Origin of the sequence: Sellimonas caecigallum, from assembly GCF_019754295.1 — a bacterium.
GTDB classification, from domain to species: Bacteria; Bacillota; Clostridia; order Lachnospirales; family Lachnospiraceae; genus Sellimonas; species Sellimonas caecigallum.
This window is the reverse complement of the sequence record NZ_VIRV01000003.1, coordinates 13,656-29,024: the sequence shown is the minus strand read 5'-3', so window position 1 is coordinate 29,024 and position 15,369 is coordinate 13,656. Positions and strand designations below refer to the sequence as shown.

General features: G+C 45.3%; 14 protein-coding genes. 13 read left to right on the top strand and 1 reads right to left on the bottom strand.

What is annotated here, in order from left to right:
• Positions 1 to 174: 174 nt before the first annotated feature.
• From proC to FLB61_RS03530, 5 genes are all read left to right on the top strand, one after another.
• Complete coding sequence (gene proC, locus FLB61_RS03550) at positions 175 to 969, top strand: pyrroline-5-carboxylate reductase (protein ID WP_204244055.1); 795 nt, start codon at positions 175 to 177, stop codon at positions 967 to 969.
• Between the two features lie 117 nt (positions 970 to 1,086).
• Entirely contained in the window at positions 1,087 to 1,680 is a 594-nt protein-coding gene (locus tag FLB61_RS03545) for a TetR/AcrR family transcriptional regulator (RefSeq protein ID WP_087201783.1), read from the top strand.
• Positions 1,677 to 2,585, top strand: coding sequence for a DMT family transporter (locus tag FLB61_RS03540; RefSeq protein WP_087209607.1), 909 nt, complete (start codon positions 1,677 to 1,679; stop codon positions 2,583 to 2,585). The genes FLB61_RS03545 and FLB61_RS03540 overlap by 4 nt, the downstream gene beginning before the upstream one ends.
• A 134-nt stretch (positions 2,586 to 2,719) precedes the next feature.
• A complete protein-coding gene (locus FLB61_RS03535; protein ID WP_318255628.1) occupies positions 2,720 to 3,634 on the top strand; it encodes an NAD(P)/FAD-dependent oxidoreductase in 915 nt (304 codons plus the stop codon).
• 15 nt (positions 3,635 to 3,649) lie between these two features.
• On the top strand, positions 3,650 to 4,783 hold the full coding sequence (locus tag FLB61_RS03530) for a 4-hydroxybutyrate dehydrogenase (RefSeq protein WP_246599094.1): 1,134 nt from the start codon (positions 3,650 to 3,652) through the stop codon (positions 4,781 to 4,783).
• Positions 4,784 to 4,823: 40 nt separating this feature from the next.
• On the opposite strand, the gene FLB61_RS03525 is transcribed toward FLB61_RS03530, so the two are convergent.
• Entirely contained in the window at positions 4,824 to 5,396 is a 573-nt protein-coding gene (locus FLB61_RS03525) for a biotin transporter BioY (protein WP_221919423.1), read from the bottom strand.
• A 215-nt stretch (positions 5,397 to 5,611) separates the two neighbouring features.
• Here FLB61_RS03525 and FLB61_RS03520 point away from each other — a divergent pair, with 215 nt between their 5' ends.
• The 8 genes from FLB61_RS03520 (at position 5,612) to FLB61_RS03485 (ending at position 15,358) form a co-directional block, all read left to right on the top strand.
• Entirely contained in the window at positions 5,612 to 6,292 is a 681-nt protein-coding gene (locus FLB61_RS03520; RefSeq protein WP_087209599.1) for a response regulator transcription factor, read from the top strand.
• Entirely contained in the window at positions 6,279 to 7,277 is a 999-nt protein-coding gene (locus FLB61_RS03515; protein WP_087201792.1) for a sensor histidine kinase, read from the top strand. Before FLB61_RS03520 ends, FLB61_RS03515 begins: the two co-directional genes overlap by 14 nt.
• 145 nt (positions 7,278 to 7,422) lie before the next feature.
• On the top strand, positions 7,423 to 8,190 hold the full coding sequence (locus tag FLB61_RS03510) for an ABC transporter ATP-binding protein (protein WP_221919422.1): 768 nt from the start codon (positions 7,423 to 7,425) through the stop codon (positions 8,188 to 8,190).
• A complete protein-coding gene (locus FLB61_RS03505; protein WP_158096507.1) occupies positions 8,183 to 10,180 on the top strand; it encodes an FtsX-like permease family protein in 1,998 nt (665 codons plus the stop codon). The genes FLB61_RS03510 and FLB61_RS03505 overlap by 8 nt, the downstream gene beginning before the upstream one ends.
• Before the next feature lie 338 nt (positions 10,181 to 10,518).
• Positions 10,519 to 12,252, top strand: a complete 1,734-nt coding sequence (locus FLB61_RS03500; protein WP_221919421.1) for a glycoside hydrolase family 36 protein — start codon at positions 10,519 to 10,521, stop codon at positions 12,250 to 12,252.
• Between the two features lie 18 nt (positions 12,253 to 12,270).
• Positions 12,271 to 13,527 (top strand): ABC transporter substrate-binding protein, encoded by a 1,257-nt coding sequence (locus FLB61_RS03495; protein WP_221919420.1) that lies wholly within the window; start codon positions 12,271 to 12,273, stop codon positions 13,525 to 13,527.
• 89 nt (positions 13,528 to 13,616) lie between these two features.
• Positions 13,617 to 14,537, top strand: a complete 921-nt coding sequence (locus tag FLB61_RS03490; protein ID WP_221919419.1) for a carbohydrate ABC transporter permease — start codon at positions 13,617 to 13,619, stop codon at positions 14,535 to 14,537.
• Entirely contained in the window at positions 14,537 to 15,358 is an 822-nt protein-coding gene (locus FLB61_RS03485; protein ID WP_221919418.1) for a carbohydrate ABC transporter permease, read from the top strand. Before FLB61_RS03490 ends, FLB61_RS03485 begins: the two co-directional genes overlap by 1 nt.
• Positions 15,359 to 15,369: the final 11 nt, after the last annotated feature.

The window sequence follows — 15,369 nt, the reverse complement described above, 5'->3', positions numbered from 1 at the left end:
GATATTGTATACAAAATAAAACGAAAATACAAGGAAAAACAAAAGAAAAAAATTAAAAAATTGATTTAGAATGATTGACATTTGGCTTCAGGAGTGATATGTTTAAGAAGGTAATTGTATACAAGTTGTTTGAATGTATACAAAAAAGAGCACACAAAAAAGGAGCGTATTCATATGAAATTAGGATTTATCGGATGCGGAAACATGGCAAGCGCCATCATGGGCGGAATTATCAAAAAAGAACTGATGAAACCGGAAGAGATCATCGGAGCTGACGTATTTGCGCCGACAAGAGAGAGAGCAAGAGAGACATATGGAATCCAGATCACAGACAGCAACATGGAAGTAGTGGAAAATGCAGAAGTCATCATACTTGCTGTAAAGCCGCAGTTTTATGAATCTGTGATCACAGAGATCAAAGATAAAGTAAAAGACAGCCAGATCATCATCACGATCGCACCGGGCAAGACACTTGCTTGGCTGAAAGAAAAATTCGGAAAAGAAGTAAAGATCGTGCGTACGATGCCGAACACACCGGCTATGGTCATGGAAGGGATGACAGCTGCATGCCCGAATGAAAATATGACAGAAGAAGAGATCAAATATGCTTGCAGCATTCTTGAAAGCTTCGGAAAAGTGGAAGTGATTCCGGAAAGACTGATGGATGCGGTCGTATCTGTAAGCGGAAGCTCCCCGGCTTACGTATTCCTTTTCATCGAAGCGATGGCAGACGCTGCAGTGGCAGACGGTATGCCAAGACCGCAGGCTTACAAATTCGCTGCTCAGGCAGTTCTCGGAAGCGCAAAGATGGTACTGGAAACAGGAAAACATCCGGGAGAACTCAAAGATATGGTATGCTCCCCGGCAGGAACAACCATCGAAGCAGTGCGCGTTCTCGAAAGAACAGGCTTCAGAAGCTCTGTGATCGAAGCGATGAAAGCATGCGCAGATATTGCAAAAAGAATGTAAAAAAGGTATACTGGAAACAGTACGTGATTGAGGGAAGAAAAGGCTCAGTTGTCATCGGTACAACTGGGTCTTTCTTGATTTTTGCGATATAAACTATGGAAGGGAGTGGATCAGACAATGGATGATTCAAGGAAAAGTGTAAAAGACCGGATCGTATCGGCTGCGTGGGATCTGTTTTACGAAAAGGGGTATGATGATACGACAGTGGATGATATCATCCGGCTTTCCAATACATCAAAAGGTTCGTTTTACTATTATTTTGACGGAAAGGATGCTCTTTTAAATACCCTTTCCACTGTGCTGGACGAGCATTACAAAACCCTTCGGGAAGAATTGAGCCCGGAGATGGATCATTTCGAACAGCTGATGTTTTTGAATTATAAGGCGCATTCTTTTATGGAAAATTCTATCAAGGTGGATCTTCTGGCGTCTCTTTACTCGACGCAGCTGATTTCCAAGGGGGACAGAAGCCTTCTGGATCAGAACAGAGAATACTATAAGCTTGTCGCTTCCATCATTGAGGAAGGACAAAAAGCAGGGGAGATCAACGACAGCAAATCCGTCTCGGAGCTGGTCAAATACTATTCTCTGTGTGAGAGGGCGCTTGTGACAGACTGGTGCCTGAACAGAGGAAGCTACTCTCTGGCAGAATACAGCAAAGAGTACATGCCTGTCATGATGAACCGCTTTAAGGAGAAAAGAGACTCATGAATCACATGGAGAGAAGAGAGGCGCTGCGCGGGATGTGCATCGCCCTCATAGGAGGAATATTCTGGGGACTGGCTGGGGTTTTCGGCCAGTATCTTTTTGAGTTCAAAGGGACGAACGCCAGATGGCTCGTAAGCGTGCGGCTTTTGTTGGCGGGACTTCTCCTGCTTTCCACGGTGCTGGCCAAGCAGAAGAAAGATATGTGGAGGATCTGGAAGAACAAGAAGGATGTCGGGGTGCTGATTTTGTTTGCGATTTTTGGTATGGCAGGGTGTCAGCTTACATATTACACAGCGGTAGAGCTTTCCAATGCCGGGACAGCGACAGTACTTCAGTATACGGCGCCGGTCATCATCATGGTCTGTCTGGCGGTGTGGAACAGGAGAGTGCCGCGGCTTTTAGAGATACTTGCCCTTGCATGTGCACTTTTCGGCACCTTCATGCTTGCCACACACGGGAACGTACATTCTCTGGCCATTTCCAGGGAAGCGCTTTTCTGGGGACTAGGGTCTGCAGTCATGATGGCAGCGTACAATCTGATTCCGGGAAGACTTATGAAAGAATATGGAACATTCTGTGTGATCGGATGGGGGATGCTGCTTGGAGGGATTTTCCTTTCCGCATTCACAAAACCATGGCATGTTGTCGGTACGTGGGACGGACAGGCCATTGGAGCCATGGCGGTTGTTGTGGTAGTGGGAACGGTGCTGTCATTTTCTTTCTATATGGAAGGAGTACGGATCATAGGGGCAGCAAAAGCCAGCCTGTTTGCATCCGTGGAGCCGGTCACAGCTACCATTGCCACTGTGCTGATGATGCATGCGGCGTTTACGGCGATGGATTTTATTGGATTTGTCTTTATTTTGGCAGCCGTTCTCATGCTTTCTGTGGAACCACGGAAAAAATAGTAAAGACAGTTCTGGACATCGCAGAAAAACATAAAAATATTTTATGGGATAATAAAAATATATCATTTTTTCTTATGACAAATTTATGGTATGCTGAAGGAAAGCATGAAGGACAGAATCAGATGGAGGAATGAATGATGTATGATATTTGTATTATCGGAGCAGGACCGGCGGGAATCAGCAGCGCTGTCTACGCAGCCAGCAGAGGACTTCGCACGATCGTTTTGGAAGAAAAAGCAGTTGGAGGACTTCTGGGAAGTGTTTCCACAGTAACTCATTATGCGGGAATTTTTGAAGGAGAGACAGGAAGTACATTTGCAGACCGACTCAGAAAGCAGGCGGAACAGGCTGGTGTGGAGATCGTGATGGAAAAAGTGATAAAGGCCGAACTCAAAGAACCTGTCAAGAGGATCACGACAGAACAGTCTGTATATGAGGCAAAGGCGGTCATCATTGCAGCCGGAACAAAAGCGCGAAAACTCGGGATACCAGGGGAGGAGACGTTCTTTGGAAAAGGGACAGGACTCAATGCGTCAAGAGACGCGGCGCGCTACGAAGGAAAAGATCTGTTCGTGGTAGGAGGAGCGGACGGTGCCATCAAGGAAGCGCTTTTCCTGGCTAAGTACGCGAGAAAGCTTACGATCATCCATTTCGAAGATCAGCTTGGAGCTATACCGGAATTTACATCCAAAGTGGAAAAGACAAAGAACATCGAAGTAAGACTTCACAGCCGCCTCACGGAGATACGTGGAAAGGAAGCGGCAGATACGCTTGTGCTGACAGATGAGCACACAAAAGAGCAGGAGATCATACATGCGGAAGGATGCGGGGTTTTTATCTATGCAGGATCCGTCCCGAACACGGAATTGTATCCGGAATTGGCAAAGCAGGACGGATATCTTGTAACGGACGAAAAGCAGAATACAGGAATCCCAGGTGTCTACGCAGCGGGCGATATCTGTGTCAAGCAGGTAAGGCAGGCGGCCACGGCCGTCTCAGACGGAGCCATTGCCGCCATTAATGCCGCAGCCTATGTAAGGAGCCTGTAGAAAACAGGAAAGGAAATGGGAAAACAGATGGAATTATTCAGGGAGACAACAAAAATTGTAAAATATGAGACGGCGAAAGAATTTGTTATGGAATCATCTATGACAAAAGAAGATTTTCTGCTCTGCAGCAGATCTGTTTTTGACAGGTATTTTAAAGAATATGAGCCAAAAGCCTGTGTGCATTTTAAAGATGAATATGGAAGCGGAGAACCTACCGATGTGATGATAGAAAAGCTGAGGGCGGATTTTGAAAAGAGCGGCTGCAAAAGGATCATCGCAGTAGGAGGAGGCGCGATCATCGATATGGCCAAGATCCTTGTCACGGGCATTCCGCAGACAGCAGATGCTGTCTCCATATTTAAAAAAGAGGTTGAGATCACAAAAAAATATCCGTTGATCGCGGTTCCGGCTACATGTGGGGCGGGATCGGAAGTATCCAGTGTCTCGATCATGGAAGCCACAAGCCTTCACACGAAACTTGGCCTGGCAGATCCAGCTCTTTTTCCGGATAAGGCTGTCCTCATACCGGAACTTTTGCGGGAGCTTCCGTATTTTTTCTTTGCCACAAGCGCGATCGATGCGCTGATTCATGCCATGGAATCATATGTCTCCCCGAAGGCAAATCTGTACACGGAAATGTTCAGCGAGAAAGCCATCGATCTGTTGATCCGGGGATTCCTGCGCATGACGGCGGAAGGAAAAGAGGCTAGAATGGAAATGCTGGATGAGTTTTTGACGGCGAGCAACCTTGCGGGGATCGCTTTTGCCAACGCCGGTACAGGTGCAGTCCATGCCATGTCTTATCCTCTTTCCGGCACATACCATGTGACGCACGGAGAGGCCAACTACCAGTTTCTGACGGCAGTGTTTCAAACATATCAGACATGCAGGCCGAACGGAAAGATCAGACAGCTCACAAAAATGCTTGGAAACGTGCTGGGATGCAGGGAAGAGGATGTGTTTAAAAAGCTGGAAGAGCTGCTGTCCGGCATCATCCCGCGCAAACCACTCCGGGAGTACGGGATGAAAGAAGAAGAGATCCGCAGTTTTTCAGTGAGTGTGCAGGAAAGCCAGAAACGGCTGTTAGGCCAAAGCTATATCTGGTTTACAAAAGAACAGATGGAGGACATTTACCGAAGCCTTTATTAGCGGTATCAATAGAAAAATCCTGCCGGACAGCAGGATTTTTTTATTGCTGTATGAGAAAACGTGCAAGTCGTTTCTGAAGCAGTGGTCCGACGATCAGAGCCAGGATGATCTTTACCGTATCTCCTGGAAGATACGGGATCACACCGACAAAAAGGCCGTCCACGAAGGAGAGATGCATCTGAAAGCAAAGCCACATTGTGCCGAAAAGATACATTGCCGCGGAGCCGAGAATGAGTCCAAAGGCCTGGAGGGCAAGACGAAAACGTCCTTCGGACCGGCTCATAAAGAAGCCGGAGATCAAAATAAGAAAGAGAAATCCAGCCAGATATCCGCCGGTAGGACCTGCCAGCTTTCCAAGTCCGCCCGAGAAACCGGAAAAGACAGGAAGCCCGCAGATACCAAGAAGGAGATAGACGATGTAACTGCCAAGAAGGCGGTGTGTCCCCAGTATGTAGATGCCGATATAGAGGACAAGATTTGTAAGACTGATGGGCACCGGACTGACCGGGATCGGGATAGAAAGCGGCGCCAAAATGCAGAGCACAGCTGTCATCAGAGCCATTGTGACAAGCTGTTTTGTATGGGAAGAAGTTGTAGTAATCTGTGAATTCATAGCAAAGTCTCCTTTTCTGTCGGAATGTATTTGTGATGGAATTTCCGAAATATCAGTGTACAAAGGAAGTATAGTATATATGCATATTGATTGTCAACTTAAAAATAATAAAGGTTTACAATTGAAAGAGGGAAGGTCTGCAAACAGGAGGCTGACATTTTTGAAAACAAACAGTATAATAGGGATATGTTTATAAAAGATGGGAGGTAACGACGTTGAAATATAAGATATTTCTTGTTGAGGACGATGAAACAATTGTGGAAATCCTGAAGCGAAATCTTACAAAGTGGGGATATCTTGTTGAGGCGGCAGATGATTTTGCGCAAGTCATGGACACATTCCGGAAGACGGATCCGCACCTTGTACTCCTGGATATTTCCCTTCCATTTTACAACGGATATTATTGGTGTACTGAGATACGAAAGATCAGCAATGTACCGGTCGTCTTTCTTTCTTCCGCCGGGGATGATATGAATCTTGTCATGGCCATCAATATGGGGGCGGACGATTTTGTGGCAAAGCCTTTTAAAATGGATGTGCTTGTGGCAAAAATCCAGGCGGTTTTGCGGAGAACATACGCCTTTGCGAATACCAGACCAGATGTGCTTGCTCACAAAGGAGTTACGCTGAACTTGTCTTCGGCAGTGCTTTCTCACGGGACTGAGAAACTGGAACTCAGCAAAAATGAGTTCCGGATCATGCAGGTGCTGATGGAGAATGCGGGAAAGATCGTGGAGAGAGGGCAGCTCATCCAGAGACTCTGGGAGACGGAGAGCTTCATCGACGACAATACGCTCACAGTCAATGTGACGCGGCTCAGAAAGAAGCTGGAGGATATCGGGCTGTGTGGCTATATTCTGACGAAGAAAGGGATAGGGTACTATGTGGAAGAATAACGAGCTCCTTCTTTTTGCATGGGAAAAGAAGGGGGAAGAGATGATTTTTGCTGCCTTCCTGTTCATCATGGCGGCAGTCTATTTCCTGTATGATCTTCCGGATGGACCCCTCGTATATACATCAGTTTTGACGACAGCGCTTTTTGCAGCGGCCTGGATTGTTGGTTTTCGAAGATGGAAGAAGAAGTGCAGGCAGCTTTCCGGGATTCTTGAAGAAAAATATCGAGAGATAGACAGTCTGCCAAAATGGGATACCCAGGCTGAACAGTTTTATCAGGAACTCTACAGGCGTACGATGAGAGAAAAAGCGGAAGCAGAAGAAAAGATCCGAAAGGAAAAAGCGGAAGCAGATCTCTATTATACACGGTGGAGCCATCAGATCAAGACGCCGCTTTCAGTCATGCGTCTGCTCGTACAGGAGCCGTCAGCTGACCAGGAAGCTATGCGGCAGGAACTGGTCAAGACAGAGCAGTATATCGAGATGGCGCTCAATTACCAGAAGCTTGGGAAGGAAGGGAAAGACCTGCGATTTGATCACTTTTTGGCGGAAAGCCTTGTCAAGCAGGCGGCTGTCCGTACCGCTTCTTTCTTTATCCAGAAGAAGCTTGCCTTCGTGATGGGAGATGGCCTGGACTGTGATATACTTACGGATGAGAAATGGTTTGTATTCATTTTAGAACAGATCTTTACAAATGCGGTAAAATATACAAAGAAGGGAAGTGTCACAGTTTATGCCAAAGAACCGGGCGTTGTGGTCGTAGAAGACACCGGGATCGGCATCCTTTTGGAGGATCTTCCGCGAATCTTTGAGTGGGGATATACTGGGTACAACGGAAGGCTGGATAAGCGTTCCACCGGGATCGGGCTCTCCCTTGTAAAACGGACATGCGATCTTTTAGGACATCGAATATCAGTGGAATCACAGGTGGGAAAAGGGACGAAAGTGGTAATTGATACGCGCAAGGAAGCAGTCTGTGCAGAATAGATGGAAACGAAGTCATAACATTCCCTACCTTACATGGATGTAAGTTTGGAAAAAGAAAGTGTAAGCCGAATCGATGGCAGATGCTTTCTTTTTTTTGTATAGTATAGTCAAAAGGATCGGGATACGATCGAGAGGAGGCAAACAGATGGCACTGCTTGAAGTAAAGCATTTGAAAAAAAATTATACAAACCGGTTTGGAGGCAATCAGACGGAAGCCCTCATAGATGTCAATTTCTCGATAGAAGAAGGAGAATATGTGGCGATCATGGGGGAGTCCGGATCAGGAAAGACGACGCTTTTGAATCTTCTGGCATCCTTTGACAAGCCGACAGCGGGGGATATCATCCTGAATGGACTTTCGTTCCGTTCGATCCCGGAACGGAATCTGGCAGCTTATCGGAGAGAAAATCTGGGATTTGTCTTTCAGGATTTTAATCTCCTGGATACGCTGTCTTTGAGGGACAATATTTATCTGCCTCTTGTTCTGTCGGGGGAAAAGACAGAAGTTATGAAACGCAGGATCGAGCCTCTTGTAAAGCTGCTTCGGATAACAGACATTTTGGACAAATTTCCATATGAAGTGTCGGGTGGACAGAAACAAAGGGCGGCCATTGCAAGAGCACTGATCACGGAACCAAAGATGATACTGGCAGATGAACCTACAGGGGCGCTGGATTCCAGAGCATCAGATCAGCTTCTAGGTTTGTTCGAGAAAGTAAACACAGCTGGCCAGACGATTCTCATGGTTACTCACAGTACAAAAGCGGCGAGCCATGCAGACCGTGTGCTTTTTATAAAGGATGGAGCCGTGTACCATGAGCTATACAGGGGAAGCCTTAGTCACGAAGAAATGTACCGGAAGATATCGGACACACTCACAGTGTTGGCTTCGGGAGGAAAACGAGATGTTTAAAATCATGTATCTGAGACTGGCTATGACGAACATCCGCCAGAACAAGACGATTTATTTTCCGTATATGCTGGCCAACGCGCTCGTCATCGCTATGTATTATATCTTGAAAAGTATACGCAGCATGATGCAAAAAGCAGGTACGGTCAAAGGGTCCAACACAGACATGATGCTTGGCTTTTGCGCGGTGGTAGCGGTATTCATGACTTTTCTGATCCTTGTCTATGTCAACAGCTTTGTGTTGAAACAGCGGAAAAAAGAAATCGGACTTTATGGAATACTTGGGCTTGAGAAACGGCACCTCATTGTCATGATGTTTTGGGAAGTGGCGGTTACAGCGGGGAAGGGGCTGTTCTTTGGTATTTTCTCAGGAGCTCTTTTGAGCCAGCTTGTGTTTTTGCTTTTCCTGAAGATCATACACATCCCATCGACCCTGGAATTTACAGTGCCTCTCGATTCGGTACTGTCCACATGCGGGACATTTGCTGTCATCTATTTCATACTGTTTTGCTATAACAGCATCTCAGTCTGGAAGATGAATCCGGCAGATATGATGAAAGGAGCAAGAGAAGGAGAACGTGAACCAAAAGCAAAGATTGCTCTGGCTGTACTTGGAGTTGCCGCCCTTGCATTCGGGTATGGTCTTGCGCTTTTGGCAAACGGTCCGTACGAAACCATCAATGTTTTCCTGCCGGCGGTTCTCCTTGTCATCGCGGCCACGTATCTTCTGTTCCTTTCCGGAAGCATTGCCTTTCTGAAATGGATGAAAAAACGGGAACGGATTTATTACAAGCCGGGAAATTTTATCACGATATCTGGAATGATCTATCGGATGAAACAAAATGCGGCTGGACTTGCCACGATCTGCATTTTGTCCACAGCAGTCATTGTGGCGATCTCTTCCAGCATGAGCATGTACCTGGGGGAAGAAGACATTTTAAGAATTCGCTTTCCGAGAGAATATAAGACAAGTTACATTATGGATGACGTGACCCAGACGCCGGATACCCTTCTTCGATCTCTGGATAAAAGAGCCCACGAGACGGGGGTGGAGATTGTAAATGCAAGAGGATACGCCCAGTGCTGGCTGGGAGCCGTATATGACGACGGAAAGCTGAGACTGTCTGATGAAGTACTTGGCAAGGAGGAGGATCTTTTTCTTTTCCTTGCTCTTACGCAGGATGACTACAACCGTATGATGGGGGCCGACCTGTCTCTGGAAGAAGATGAAACTGCAGTCTTTACAAAAGGAAAGATACAGCTTGGGGATAAGCTGAAGCTTGAGGATCGTACATGGGAGATTAAAAAGACGGTGGAAAACCCGGAAACATGGAATGAAGTGATGTATTTGACAGACAATCTTGTCGTGGCAGTGATGAAAGACTTGGATATTGTCATGGAGATCCGGGATATGTATAATACGCAGTATGCAGATTCCACTACAGGATATCGAACGGTGCAGTATGAGTATTACTTTGATTTAAAAGGAGCATCAGACGCCAAGAACATGTTTTTCGAAGGACTGAGAAACCATCTTGTGGAGGATGTCCCACGTCTTCTGACAGTGGATTCGATAGATACAGCCCGGACGGATTACTATGAACAGTACGGATCTATCTTCTTTATAGGAATTTTTTTATCCATTCTTTTTGTGACAGCGGTATGTCTTATCATATACTATAAGCAGATCACAGAAGGGTACGATGACAGAGAGCGTTTTCACATCATGCAAAAAGTAGGCATGAGTCGGGAGGAAGTCAAAAAGGCCATACGAAAGCAGATCCTTCAGGTGTTTTTCCTGCCGCTTATATTGGCAGCGATTCACATGGCGGTGGCATTCCCGGCGCTTTGCAGGCTGCTTAGAGTCATGAATCTGGTCAATCTTGATCTTTTTGCTGTCTGCACAGTTGTGACAGTGCTTGTCTTCGGGTGTGTCTATTTTGTCATCTACAGCCTGACATCCAGGACATATTACCGGCTGGTAACAAGATAACCGGAAAACAGTATGAAAGAACCATGGAGTTCAATTTTGAACTTCATGGTTTTTGGCTGTCTGTAACCTCGATTTTCCTTTGAGTTTTCAGCTAACATGAAGGAAAGTTATCTGGTCAGGGGATACAAAGTGCTGTAAAAAAAGTAAAGATATCGATGAAAATATGTTGAAATGCTCAAAAATTTGACATTAGGACATATAATTTGGTCATTCTTCCATTTTGGACAGGGCATGTGAATGGTATTATTGAGGACGTAAAAGAAACACAGTTTTAAATGTTGAAAATATAGTTCAGACAGGCAGTCAGCATAGAAAAGAAAGAGCAGCGGGAGGAAGAAATGAAAGTAACAAGCAACATAAATGCAGAACTGAAACAGAATACGGAAATACTGGCAGATGGACGGCAGATAGAAGTGATCCGCCTGGAAAATATTCCGGAAAACACAACAGATGCAGTTGTTACTGCGCAATGGAATTTCCCGGTACAGGATATTGCCGGAAGATGGCATCCGACCTGCCGGTTTGACAGAACAGTGAAAGCAGACTGGAGTTACGGAGAGAGGTCTATGAGTTCTGTGTCCGCTCCGGTTATCACGTTTTTTAGCACAGATGGAAAAAACAGAGGAACGGTTGCCGTTTCCGAGGCATTAAAAGAAGTCAGAATGAATCTTGGCGTGCATGAAGAAGACGGAACAATGAAATGCAAGATAGATATCTACCTTGGAGCAACAGATGAAAAGGAATATGAAGTGCGGATTCTTCAGGATTTCAGAGATGTAAGATATGAACAGTCTATCAGAGAAGTGGGAGCATGGTGGGAAAACGACTGCGGCATGAAATCCGCACATGTACCGGAAGATGCAAAAGACCCGATGTACTCTTTCTGGTATTCTTATCATCAGGAATTTACAGATACAGAAGTCGAAGAAGAGTGCAGACGCGCAAAAGAAATGGGATTTAAGACAGTTATCGTGGACGATGGCTGGCAGACAGATGACACAAACCGTGGATACGGATTCTGCGGAGACTGGGAAGTAACGGAAAAGAAAATTAAGAACATGAAAGAACATGTGGACAATGTCCACAAATTGGGAATGAAATACCTTCTGTGGTTCAGTGTCCCGTATGTGGGAATGTATTCCAAAATGTGGAATCTGTTCCATGACAAGCTTATCACAGTAGATGAAGAACAGAAAGCAGGCGTTCTTGATATCCGTTATCCGGAAGTCAGAACATATTTGAAAAATATATACGTAAAAGCAGTGGAAGAATGGGGATTAGACGGTCTGAAGCTGGACTTCATCGATGAGTTTTATGAAAGAGCCAACACACCGAAGGCAAATGCAGATATGGACTGTGTCTGCCTGCAGATCGCGCTGGATAAGCTTTTAAGCGAGACGATGGAAGCTTTAAAAGCTGTCAAGGAAGATATCCTGATCGAATTCAGACAGCGCTATATCGGACCTGCCATCAAAAAATATGGAAATATGCTGAGAGTTGTGGATTGTCCGGAATCCGGACTGGCAAACCGTGTAGGCAGCGTTGACTTGCGTCTGCTCAGCGGCGAGACAGCAGTACATTCCGATCCGATCGTATGGCATTATGGGGAGAAGCCGGAAGTGGCAGCACTGCAGATCGTAGATTCTTTATTCTCAACAATGCAGTTTTCAGTAAGACTGGATAAGATGGATGACAGACAAAAAGCCATGGTACAGAACTATATGGCGTTTATGAGAGAGCACAAAGCATTACTGCAGGATGCTCCGATAGAAGCAAAAGAACCTCAGAACTTATATCCGGAAGTCAGAGTAAAAGACGACACAACGGAAATCGTTGCATTGTATTCAACTGATCGGGTAGTTGAGCTGGATTCACAAAAAGCATGTACAATCATCGTAAACGGAACAAAATCAGACAGGATTTATGTGAAGACGGATGAAGAAGCGGAAGTGAAAGTTGTTCAGATTGATTGCTACGGCGAAATTGTGAAGGAAGAAGAGCGGATTCTGAAAGGAATCGAGAGCTTTTCATGCACTACGGCCGGTCGGATTGAAATAAAAAAAGAAAAATAAAAAAACGGAGGTAACATTATGAAGAAGAGAATGAAAAGACTTGCAGCAGTTGGTCTGGTAGCAGCCATGACAGGCTCCATGCTCCTTGGATGTGGAGGCGGAAAAGACAGCGGTGACGACAAAACAAGTGACGGCAAAGTGAAGATTCGTTTTGCAACTTGGGATGACGCATCTGTACTGGATGATCAGCAGGCATGTGTTGACAAGTTCAACGAAAGCCAGGATAAGATCGAAGTTGTCCTGGAAGGATGGGGATCTGATTTCGACACAAAGATGACAGCCAGCATGGGAGCTGGGGATGCACCGGACGTAATGTACATGTGGGATTACCCGACATACTCAGAAAGTCTGGAACCACTGGACGAGTATATTAACAAAGAAGGCGAAGAATACAAGAACAATTTCTTCGAAGCACTGTGGCCGTACAACTCTATCGATGATAAGATTTACGGCGTACCGGTCAGCGTGGTTACATCCTGTATGTACTACAACAAAGACCTGTTTGATCAGGCTGGTGTAGCTTACCCGACAGACGACTGGACATGGGCAGATGTAGCAAAAGCATCTGAAGAAATTCAGTCCAAACTTGACAGTGTAAACGGATTTACACTTCCGATCGGAACACTTCCATACACACTGGAAATGTATCTGTGGAGCAATGGAACAGCATTTGTTGATGAAAACGGAAAACTTGACGGCAACATCAACAGCGACAAATCTGTTGAAGTATTCAAGACATTCCAGGATATGGAAAAAGACGGCGTATTATACGCATCTGAAGAATCAGGACAGACAGAAATGCTGGGTGGAAAAACAGCAATGTATGTAGATGGTACATGGCCGATCAAACAGTTTGAAGAAGAAGGCCTGAACTATGGTATTGTTCAGATTCCGAAGTTTGAAGGAACAGAACACTCCATCAGTGTCATCAATACATCCGGTATCGCAATCTCCAAAGACAGCAAGCACAAAGAAGAAGCTTGGGAATTCCTGAAATACTGGACAGGAGAAGAAATGAACAAACACCGTATCGAGACAGAATTACCGGCATTAAAATCAGTTGTTGAATCTGAAGCCCTCAGAGAAGACCCGAACTGTGCACCGTTCTATACAGCACTTGACAACTGTGCAGGATATACTCCGTCAAGCTTTATTGCAGAAGGATGGACAGAAGTCGATGCAGATATTCAGCTTGCATTTGAAAGCATTATCAATCCAAGCAGCCTTGCAGATCCAAAAGAAGCTCTGGATGAGGTAGTAGCAAGCCACGAATAGTATAAAAGTGAAAGAATCCGGACCATCTGCAGGGTGGGGCGGAAGGAGGGGAAGGGCACTTCCCCTCCAAAAAATAAGGAGAGAGTCACATGAAAAAATTTAAATGGAAGACAGTTACACCATATCTGTTTATTTTGCCATGGATTATCGGATTCTTAGTCTTCACATTAGGACCGCTGATCTTTTCTCTGTGCATCAGCTTTTTTGACTGGCCAGTTGTTGGAGAGCGTACTTTTGTGGGACTTGGAAACTACATAGAGATGTTTACCTCAGATAAGCAGGTACTGAAATCTCTTACAATCAGTATTAAATATGCGGCAATCTTTGTGCCGCTGAATATCTGTATCGCCCTGTTCCTTGCGATGCTGATCAGCCAGCCGTTGAAAGGGATCAAGGTTTACAGAACGATTTTCTACATCCCGGCCGTTGTTTCCGGTGTTGCGACATCCGTTATCTGGAGCTGGGTTTTGAACAGTGATTATGGTATCTTAAACTATCTGCTTTCCCTGATCGGAATTGAGGGGCCAAACTGGTTGGTGGATCCGGCATGGGCAATCCTGGCAGTCGTAATCGTAAGTGCATTCGGAGTCGGAACGATGATGCTCGTATTCTATACGAATATCAAGGGAATCTCGGCGGAACTTTACGAAGCAGCTGCACTTGACGGTGCAGGACCGGTAAGACAGTTTTTCAGCATCACGCTGCCGATCATCACACCAACATTATTGTTCAACTTGATTACTTCTATCATCAGTTCCTTCCAGCAGGTAACACTCGTTATGCTGTTGACAGGAGGCGGACCGATGAAGTCTACTTACTTCTACGGACTGATGACATACAACAACGCGTTCAGACACCATAAACTTGGATACGCAAGTGCCAATGCATGGGTAATGTTCATCATCATTCTCTGTCTGACCGCTCTTGTATTCAAATCATCCTCAATGTGGGTATTCTATGAAAATGAAGTAAACTCAGGAACGAAAAAGAAAAAGAGGAGGAAAAAGTAATGAAAATGTCTAAAAAAACAAAAGTAGTACTGTATGTGATTTTGACATTGATTGCAGTTTACTTTTTGTTCCCTTTCGTATACATGTTCTTTTCCACATTTAAATCAGAAACAGAAGCGGTTGCTTATCCGCCAAGCTTCCTGCCGGATATCTGGAACTGGCAGAACTATGTGGACGCATGGAATGCACAGCCGTTCGGCACATTTTTGAAGAACTCTGTGCTTGTAACGGTAGGATCCGCAGTAGGATCCATGGTATCCGCAGCGCTTGTCGCATACGGATTTGCAAGATTCCAGTTCAGAGGAAAAAATATCCTCTTTATGTTACTGCTTTCCACTATGATGATTCCGTGGGACGTTACAATGATCCCGCAGTACATGGAATTTAATGCATTTGGATGGCTGAACACACTGAAACCGTTGATCGTTCCATCTTGGTTTGGATCAGCATACTACATCTTCCTGATGCGCCAGTTCCTGATGGGCGTACCGAAAGATTTCGAAGAGGCGGCAAGAATCGACGGAGCCAATGCGTTCCAGATCTTCTATAAGATTTATGTTCCGATTATGAAACCGTCACTGATTCTGGTTGGTGTACTGAATATGCTTGCTGCATGGAACGACTATTTAGGACCATTGATTTTCCTGCAGGAAAGATCCAAATACACATTGGCATTAGGACTTGCGTCATTCAAGGGTGTATATTCTCAGGAGATCGTTCCTATGTTATGTATCACAGTGATTATGATTGTACCGCCAATTTTAATCTTCTTATTTGCACAGAGATACATTATCGAAGGTACTGGCGGAGCCATCAAATAATAAATGATACA